Source organism: Rhodopirellula maiorica SM1, from assembly GCF_000346295.1.
Lineage (GTDB): Bacteria > Planctomycetota > Planctomycetia > Pirellulales > Pirellulaceae > Novipirellula > Novipirellula maiorica.
Genome location: NZ_ANOG01000302.1, coordinates 1 through 8416 on the forward strand (window position 1 = coordinate 1; position 8416 = coordinate 8416).

Here is an 8416-nt window from a genome sequence, read left to right on the forward strand (position 1 = left end):
GGGCACCGTGATCATGTTGACCAAACGGATCACGATCAGTGAACGAGGCTTTGATCGCACTGATGCCGCGGTGATGTCGACACTCGAAGTGATGAACGATTGGAACCAAATGGTCACGACGCTCGATCGGCTCGAACAAATGATGCATCATGCGGCATAAAACTCACCGCCGATCGTCCCCGCTATTCCTTTCGCAGGTAGCCGGCGCTGGTTTGAAAAAATCGGCTGCGGCGGACGACCGGTTGAGCTTGATCCTGGGCAGCTTCCTTCAAGTCCAGCAAGTTGGCTTGGCAATACCGACAACCGACTTCCTCAAGATGAAAGCGAATGTAGTCACTCGGTTCGGTTTCAAGTGTGCCAAGAATGTATTGGCCAAGTTCCGAACGCGAGGGGCACGACAACCGTTCGCGTCGCCAGATTCCCGCGATCGTATGCAGCCCGGCAGCATCGCGGCCTTGGACTTCGATCAACCGTTTACGTAACGAGGCGTCGCTACGCAGCGCTTGCTCGAGTTCCGAACTGCGATTCGCCGGTAACGCTTCGTCCAGAAAAGCCGCCAATTCCGAATCCGTGAACGCGTTCATGGTCAAATGCTCGCTGGTGGGATAGTGAGGTCGTAGCGAAAGCCGCCAAGACTTTCGGCATCCGCGGGCGAACGAAACCGTTTACCAGTTTCGCTGCCTTGGGAATCGCTCGCAACCTAGCTCCTAGTCGTCGAAGCGGCTCAGGCACAGCGTGACGTTTTGTCCGCCGAAACCGAAGCTGTTGTTCAGCGCATAGCGGATGTCGGCTTCGCGTGCGACGTTGGGAATATAGTCGAGGTCGCAATCAGGATCGGGATTCTCTTGGTTGATCGTCGGTGGCAACACACCGTCGCGAATCGCCATCAAACAGACAATCATTTCCGTCACACCCGCGGCGGCAATCAGGTGTCCCATCATGCTCTTGGTGCTGCTGACCGGAGTATTGATCGCGTTTTCACCGAACACTTCCTTGCACGCTTTCGTTTCGACTTTGTCGTTCACCGTGGTGCTGGTTCCGTGTGCGTTGACATAGCCGATGTCTTCGGGGGTTAATCCCGCGTCGGCGATCGCCATTCGCATTGCGGCGATTCCGCCATGGCCATCCGGTGGGATGTCGGTGATGCGATACGCGTCGGCGGTGGTTCCGTAACCGGCGACTTCGCCATAGATCGTGGCGCCGCGACGTTTGGCGGATTCGAGTTCTTCGAGCACGACCATGGCGGATCCTTCGCCAAGCACGAAACCGTTTCGCAAGCGGTCAAACGGACGGCTTGCTTTGGTCGGTTCGTCATTGCTTTCGCTCAGCGCGGTCAGCAAGTTGAATCCGGTCACGCCGAGCGGATGGATCATGCTGTGCGTTCCGCCGGCAAGCATCACATCGGCGTCGCCCCGGCGGATAATTTCGGTCGCTTCACCCACGGCTTGGCTGCTGGCGGCACAAGCGGTCAAGCAGTTCAGGTTGGGGCCTTGAGCGTTGAACATCGAGGCTAAGTGAGCCGCAGGCATGTTCGGTTCTTGCTCGAGCTCTTTGGCGGGATCGAGCAACTCGAGTCCTTTGCCGACAAATTTGGCTGCGTCGTAAGTGCCATCGGCCAATGCGGCGGACATCATCCGGCTGAACGTTTGAAAGTCCTGGTTGCCTTCGCCGCTGCCCATGTAGACGCCGAAGCGAACGGGGTCGGTGATCGCATCCATCACCCCGCTGTCCTGCATCGCTTGCTTGGCGGCACCGATGGCGAAACGCGTGTGTCGGCCGCGGTTTTCCCACTGTTGGATCGACTCGCCCACTTTCGAGACGTCCCAATTCTTGACTTCCGCGCTGATCTTTGTAGGAAAGCCACTGGCGTCAAACAGCGTTGTTTTTGCAACGCCACTTTTGCCTTCTTTCAGCCCCGACCATACGGTCGCAGCGTCATGGCCCATCGGGTTAATCATTCCGATACCAGTGACGACGACTCGGCGACGCATGGGGAAACCTTGGGTGAGATGAGTGAAAAAGGGAAAATCAAACAGAGGAAATTAGCAGCAGCGGGACTTAGAGGTTCTCGTAGATGGGAACCGGAGTCCCGTCGGGTCGGACCGCGACGTGGAAAAAATTCATCAGCCGCAGCATCGATTCGAGGTCGCCGGGTCCAAACAACGGCCCCGACGTAAAGCGGTCTTGGTCTAAGAACGCAAACATCAAATCGATTTCGGCGTGCAGCGTTTCACCAATATGGCTGACCCCGGTCACCGTGGCACCGGTGTCCTGTAGCGATTCCACTTTGACGTGGTATTGCAATTGGTCCCCGGTTCGCGCCGGTTGATGAAAGACCGCCTTGCCAACTTTGGCAAGGACGCATCGCTTTTCGAAACCATAATACTCTGAAACCAAGATACCGCCGAGTTGGGCCATGCTTTCGATCACAAGCGTCGGGGGCAGCACGGGGTAGCCGGGACAATATTCATCCACGACTTCCTCATCCAGCGACACATTTTTAATGCCGCGGGTATGGCTGCCGCTCACGAACTCGGTAAAACGATCGATCCAAAGCCAACGCATCGACAACTACGCTCCGACTTTGGTTTCGACGTAGTTGCACAAGTCGCCAACGGTCAACAGGTTGCCGAAGTCTTGAACGCGTGGGTTCTTTTCGAATTCCGAAAGATCGGCCCAAGGCATCCGTCGCTTCAGTTCCGCCATGCCTTCGGCGGTGACCACGCCATCTTTGACGTATTCCGAGTTGGTCAAAACGTCTTCGGGCGAAAGTTCTTCACGAGGGATCGTGATGTCGAATGCTTTTTCGAGCTTGAAAACGATATCAAGAAAGTCGATTGATTCGGCACCCAGGTCGCCGACCAAGGTCGCTTCGCGAGTCACTTCGTCATCATCCACGCCCAAAGCGTCGATCAAAGCTTCTTGTACTTTTTCGAAAATCTCTTCTTGGGAAAGTGCCATCGAGGGGATCCTTTTAGGGCTGTTCACATAAACGGAGCGATAGGAATGCGTCGTTTCGAGACGCGTAAATGTTGTTTTTTGAAGTCTGACGGGGGGCTTGGCGTCAGCACCAAACATCGTCGAGACTCGTTCAAGCCTAGCTCGCAGCTTCGGCAGGAATCAGATCAATCGACCCAAACAGTTCGTCAAATTGCTTTTTTGCACGTCGGCGAACGTCTTCATCGGTTTTTAATCGTTCAGGATCATTACAAGAACGACGCTGCAGCACCAGACGAGCCGAAACGGTGGTGCGTCCCTCTTTCTGGGCGGTTGCCTTGACCGTGGTCAAATCACCGTCGGTTTTGACCACTTCGGCGCTGATTTGCAGCGTTTCACCAGGCGAGAGGAAGTCGCCAAATTTGACACCACGGACCTCTTTTAACGTCACCAACGCACTCTCGAAACCATCGCCCGTGCGGATCATCCAAATTGCAGCCTGGTGCAGGGCTTCGAGCATCATTACCCCCGGCATGACCGGAAAACGGGGGAAATGGTCCAGCAAATATTCTTCGTCGGCGCGGAGGGTTCGCTCTGCCGTAATTCGGACTCCAGGTTGAATGGAGGTGATTTTGTCGAGTTGTCGGTACTTCATTTTCCGGTCATTGGCGGGTGTGGGTTCGCCATAAAATAGTTTTCGGGCTGTTTTGCCTCAACCTTAATTCCCGCAGTTTGGCTTCTGTTTACTCGGAATTCGTCGATTCGACGACCGGGGTTGAGCTCGGATTTGCGGAATTCGGCAGCACCGGTTCGCCAAGTGCAGCGGTCTGTTCAGCAGTTTGTTCACTCGGTTGGGCAGCCAGTTCGCTGTGTTTTGCAGCTTGCTCAGTGCGTTTTGCTTGGGCAATCACTAAAACGCCCGCCACCAACAACCCGACTCCGGCTAACCGCAGCGGCGACGCCGAAGCTTGCGGATTACCCATCCATCCGTAGTGATCCAGTAAAATAGCCGCCAATGTTTGTCCTGTCATGATGGCGGCAAACCAAGGGACCGAGCCAACGCGGGGGACAAAGAACAGCGACGTCGTCACGACGACCACTCCGATCGCACCGCCGGACCAGATCCACCATGGTAATTGCCCTGGCGTCGATTGAAATGACGGAGGGAAAACCCCGGTAACAAGGCACAGGATCAACAGCAGTGCCGTACCGACGGCGAACGAGATGAATGCCGCTTGGTAGGGATGAGCGACCGCCTTGCCAAGCGAGCCATTGACGCTTGGTTGGACCCCAAGCACACAGCCTGCGGCGAGACCGACGAGAATCGCGACCCAAAGCATGCCCGAAGCGTGATGCACCTAGCAGCCCTTTGCGGTCTGGACCGCTTTGTCATCTTGAGGCGTTGAGGCTGTTTCATCGGCACTGCGACGTTGAGGGCCGGCGATTTCGGGCCCCAGATGCTTGATTTGGTTCTCGGCGTCGACAAAGACCAATCGCGGTCGATGCTCAGCCACCTTGTCTTCGGGGACCATCGTGTAGGTCGCCAAGATGACTCGGTCGCCCGGGTGCACCAGATGAGCCGCCGCGCCATTCATGCAAACGTCGTTCGAACCGGGAGTTCCCGGAATCGCATAGGTTTCCAAGCGAGTGCCACGAGTCACATTCCACACGTGCACCGATTCATAGGCACAAATGCCTGAGGCTTCGAGCAATTCGGGAGGGATCGTCACACTGCCTTCGTAATCGACATCCGCGCCCGTGACGGTCGCGCGATGGATTTTGGCGGAAAGCAGTTTACGAAAAGGACCTGTCATCGTTTTACTCGCTCAGATACGGCTCAAGCAATTCACGTGTGTTCGTGTCATCGATTGCTAATTTTCCGAAACCGAGCACGCCCCCGGCATCGACAGATGCTTGTTGATGTTCTTCGTAATTAGTCACCAGCATGACCGGGACCGAACCGACCTCGGGATCCGCTTTGATCTTTTTCAAAACTTCCAACCCGTCGGAATAATCGCGATCAAGTTTGCGATTGACCGTGACCAGGTCGACTTTGCGGGTGCGAAGCGTTTCCAGCGTGTCTTCCAACCCGTGGGTTTGTACCACCGAGGCTTTGAAGTTCGAGGAAACCATCCGCCGTATCGAATTGAAGTCTGGACCGCAATTTCCGCAATCCACGAGCAACTTAGACATCATCAAACCAATTTTATGCACTTCGGCACGCCTCGTCCTGCCCCCCGAACAAATGGGGTGAATTGGGCGAGCTTGCCGAAACTGAGAAACTTTAGAGATTAGCCATGTCGCTGATTACGGCAAGACGGTTGCCAAATGGAACAGTCGCAGCGACCTCATTTCCCGAGGGGCTGCGACTTGTATTAGGGCATCCGGATTCACCGCTCAAGCGAGCTTTGGCCGCAGTTCACATCCTACGCCGGTTATTCGTCCGTTTTACCGATTGCGAATAATTTGTCCTTCGTGCTGATGTAAATCGTGCCGTTGGCGGCCACCGGGGTGCTGTAAACACTGGTTCCCATGTTGATTTCTTCGACTGGTTCCTTGTTTTCAGGACCAAATTCAAAGATTGCCACGTCGCCGTCTTCGTCGCCGATAAAGACGCGTCCATCGGCGATCAGCGGGCTGCCCCAGCTTTGGGCGAACATGTCATAGGTAAAGTAAACGGTGGGCGTTCCGTCCTCTTTGGGCTTGGCATCGAGACAATGGACCAATCCCGAGAAGTCGGCGATATAAAGGATGTCATCTTTGATGGCCACCGTGCCACAGCTGCGATGCATCTTTTCTTCGAAGTCGTATTCGCCGTCATCGTTCTGGTCGGCCAGGCTGTAGTGCCACACCACGGCCGAGTTGGAATTGTCCACCGCAGCTTCACCATTCTTCGGATCCACCGCTTGGATACGACGGTGAGGAATCGGAGTCCGCGATCCATCCGCTTCGATCTTGACCGCCAATTGAGGCGACACGTCACCTCGTTTGGTTGGATCGATGCACCACAAATGGCCTTCGCCTTCACCATGTTCGGGGTCTTGGCCGACCGCGATGTAGACCAATCCGTCGTAGGCAACCGGAGTGGCAATCAAGTTGTTTCGAGTTCCTTCGCCACCGAGAATCCATTTGGTTTCTTTGGGGTTGGCGTCAAATTCCCACAACAGTTCGGGTTTGCCGTCTTTGCCCTGATCGGCCTTGTAGCTGCGAAGGTAGCCATCGCCACCGGCGAACAAGACTTGAGGAACGCCGCCAAATTCCGCCACCATCGGGCTGGACCATTGTCCGTGCAGGATGTTGGTGCCGGGCGCGTTGTCGGTCCAGTACAGTTCGCCGGTGTTTTTGTTCAAACAGATGAAACTGGCTGCGTCGGGAGCTGGCAAATTAATGTGCGATTCGTCTAGCCCGTTGCTGGTGTTGACGAACAACAGATCGCCATAGGCGGTCACGCTGCACGCACACATGTTGTGCTGGCTCGAACCGAGTTCGCTCATCATGTTGTAAACCCAGACGGTGTCGGCATCACGTTTGTCATCGACACCAAGGGCTTTGGTGAAAATCAGTTTGGGGCCGATCGCTTTGACGGTGATCGTTCGATCGACGCCGCCAAATTTGCCGGTCAGAGTCCAAACTTTGCCTTCGGTCACGGTTTTGACCGTCGCATCGCCATCAAGAGCTTCGCCTGCGGTTTCCAGTGATTCCTTGGCAGCGTCGGACAGTTTGCCTTCGCCCAGTCCCGCCAATGTGTCGGCATACGGCTGGGCACCAGGGCCGGCGTTCATGATTTCGGTAACGTTGACAACTTCGTCCTTCACCGGACCATCGTCTTCGCCATCGTGGAAACCTTCGGTGTCAACGCAGCGGACTTCGCCGCGGCTTGTGACGAACCACAACCGGTCGCCTTCGACCATCGAAGCACAGCAGATGCCTTGCAGTGGCCAGTCGTGGACGCGGCCGGTGATCAATTTTTCGCTGCTGTGTTGCCACAGGAATTCGCCGTTGGATTCGTTGAATGCCAGCAGACAGCCCAGGTCGACGGTCGATGGGTAACGTTTCAGGTAGCCCGCTCCGTTATTGGTTCCAACGAACACTTTGCCGCCGGAAACGACGGGGTTGCCGTAGGTTTGGCTGCCCAGATTGGCGTACCAGCGGATGTTTTCGGATTTCTCCTTGTCCCACTCGCCGGTCTTGCGATCGAATTTGCCGATGTCCCATGATTCGGGAAGGTTTTCGACATTGGGGGTGTTGTTACGCAAACGGGTGCCGCCCCACTGCGGCCAATCGCCGCCGGCGCTGAGTACCTTTTCTGGGGCGATGCTTTCGCGAGTGTCCGCTTTGGTGCTGACAAGCGTTTTCGCTGCCGGTTTGTCCGCGTCCGATTTCGCCGCACTGTCTTCAGGTTTGGCTTCAGGTTTGGCTTCAGGTTTGGCTTCAGGTTTGGCTTCAGGTTTTTCCGCAGCAGCTTCTTTCGCTGGAACCTCTTCGACAGCCGGTTTTTCAGCGGGAGCGGCTTCTTCGGCGGGTGTTTCCTTCGCAGGCATCTCCACCGCAGGCGTTTCTACCGTCGCGGTGGTCGTGTTGCTCGACTCGATGTCGCCTTCGTCGATATCCATATCGAGATCGTCCGCTTCGATTTCAATCGAACCGGGAGCTTCAGGCGGCTTACAACCACTAAGGGCAACCGCCGTAATGCTGCCAAAAACGGTAGCACCGAAAATCAGTGTCCATGCGGACAATTCATTCTTTTTCATATTGAAAGCGTTTTGGAGCGAGAGGTGTCTGTTTTGGGAGGGAGGATGGCAAGGCAGGTCGAATCGCTTCGATCTGCCCTGCTGGGTATTTTCTTGTTGAAATCTTGCTGAACAGGATTGCGAATGACGTTCATTCTAATGACGTCCGGCAAACGTGCTATTCGTTTGCCTTCACTTCGACGTTGTCGATGTAAATTTCAGCATCCTTGGCGTTCCCGTAAAGACCGGGGCTCGCGTTCAGGTTGGGCGATTCGTCGCGGGCGGTGATCGTCCATTCTTTGGGTTCGGGCTCGTCACGAGGCCAAACTTTGCCCTTCAGCACGGTGACCGACGCAGGCGGTTCGCTTTCGATTTCCGCACGGAATTTCATGCGATACCACGTGTTTTCTTTCCAAGGAAAGTCAATCGTTTCCGCCATCCGAAGCTGTGCTGACCAGGTCCGGATCTGTAACTGTTGGCTCTGGCCCATCAAATCCAGGACGTAGCCGTGAGCGGTCAATCCGATGTCGGGCAGTTTGTCATTGTCGCGAGCCCCGCGAACGTCCGCGGAAATAGTGTATTCCGATAGATCACTGGGGCCCATCCACGATCGGCTGCGTGCTCCCTTGGGAATCGTCGAGATTTTTACCAGCGCTGGCGATCCATCGACATCGCGAATCACATGCCGATAACGAGCACCGACCCACGACAATGGAGGGTCCTTTAGACCATACGAAAGTGAATTTCCA

The 8416-nt window shown here is 55.5% G+C and carries 9 protein-coding genes and 1 pseudogene; all 10 read right to left on the minus strand.

Going from position 1 to position 8416, the window contains the following annotated elements; all coding sequences use genetic code 11:
* Positions 1–182: 182 nt before the first annotated feature.
* Positions 183–584, minus strand: a complete 402-nt coding sequence (locus tag RMSM_RS09855) for a hypothetical protein (protein WP_008694930.1) — start codon at positions 582–584, stop codon at positions 183–185.
* Between the two features lie 123 nt (positions 585–707).
* On the minus strand, positions 708–1991 hold the full coding sequence (locus RMSM_RS09860; RefSeq protein WP_008694931.1) for a beta-ketoacyl-[acyl-carrier-protein] synthase family protein: 1284 nt from the start codon (positions 1989–1991) through the stop codon (positions 708–710).
* A gap of 67 nt (positions 1992–2058) precedes the next feature.
* Positions 2059–2565: a 3-hydroxyacyl-ACP dehydratase FabZ family protein gene (locus RMSM_RS09865; RefSeq protein ID WP_008694932.1), complete on the minus strand. Its 507-nt coding sequence runs from the start codon at positions 2563–2565 to the stop codon at positions 2059–2061.
* Between the two features lie 6 nt (positions 2566–2571).
* Positions 2572–2961, minus strand: a complete 390-nt coding sequence (locus RMSM_RS09870) for an acyl carrier protein (protein ID WP_008694933.1) — start codon at positions 2959–2961, stop codon at positions 2572–2574.
* 136 nt (positions 2962–3097) lie between these two features.
* Positions 3098–3592 carry a 3-hydroxyacyl-ACP dehydratase FabZ family protein gene (locus tag RMSM_RS09875; RefSeq protein ID WP_008694934.1) on the minus strand — a complete coding sequence of 165 codons (495 nt, stop codon included), beginning with the start codon at positions 3590–3592 and terminating at the stop codon, positions 3098–3100.
* Between the two features lie 88 nt (positions 3593–3680).
* The gene (locus RMSM_RS09880; protein ID WP_008694935.1) at positions 3681–4295 is read right to left on the minus strand and encodes a DMT family transporter; all 615 of its coding nucleotides are present in this window, start codon (positions 4293–4295) and stop codon (positions 3681–3683) included.
* Positions 4296–4751, minus strand: a complete 456-nt coding sequence (gene panD / locus RMSM_RS09885; RefSeq protein WP_008694936.1) for an aspartate 1-decarboxylase — start codon at positions 4749–4751, stop codon at positions 4296–4298.
* A gap of 4 nt (positions 4752–4755) precedes the next feature.
* Positions 4756–5070 (minus strand): PleD family two-component system response regulator, encoded by a 315-nt coding sequence (locus RMSM_RS09890; RefSeq protein WP_008694937.1) that lies wholly within the window; start codon positions 5068–5070, stop codon positions 4756–4758.
* Positions 5071–5372: 302 nt separating this feature from the next.
* Positions 5373–7688 carry an outer membrane protein assembly factor BamB family protein gene (locus tag RMSM_RS09895; RefSeq protein ID WP_008694940.1) on the minus strand — a complete coding sequence of 772 codons (2316 nt, stop codon included), beginning with the start codon at positions 7686–7688 and terminating at the stop codon, positions 5373–5375.
* Between the two features lie 157 nt (positions 7689–7845).
* Positions 7846–8416, minus strand: a pseudogene (locus tag RMSM_RS09900) (outer membrane protein assembly factor BamB family protein); the annotation flags it as partial.

Bases quoted from the DNA above. Each gene is read 5' to 3' on its own strand.
- RMSM_RS09875 (WP_008694934.1), bottom strand. From the start codon at position 3,592: ATGAAGTACCGACAACTCGACAAAATCACCTCCATTCAACCTGGAGTC.
- RMSM_RS09865 (WP_008694932.1), bottom strand. From the start codon at position 2,565: ATGCGTTGGCTTTGGATCGATCGTTTTACCGAGTTCGTGAGCGGCAGC.
- panD (WP_008694936.1), bottom strand. From the start codon at position 4,751: ATGACAGGTCCTTTTCGTAAACTGCTTTCCGCCAAAATCCATCGCGCG.
- RMSM_RS09890 (WP_008694937.1), bottom strand. From the start codon at position 5,070: ATGGTTTCCTCGAACTTCAAAGCCTCGGTGGTACAAACCCACGGGTTG.
- RMSM_RS09895 (WP_008694940.1), bottom strand. From the start codon at position 7,688: ATGAAAAAGAATGAATTGTCCGCATGGACACTGATTTTCGGTGCTACC.
- RMSM_RS09860 (WP_008694931.1), bottom strand. From the start codon at position 1,991: ATGCGTCGCCGAGTCGTCGTCACTGGTATCGGAATGATTAACCCGATG.
- RMSM_RS09870 (WP_008694933.1), bottom strand. From the start codon at position 2,961: ATGGCACTTTCCCAAGAAGAGATTTTCGAAAAAGTACAAGAAGCTTTG.
- RMSM_RS09855 (WP_008694930.1), bottom strand. From the start codon at position 584: ATGAACGCGTTCACGGATTCGGAATTGGCGGCTTTTCTGGACGAAGCG.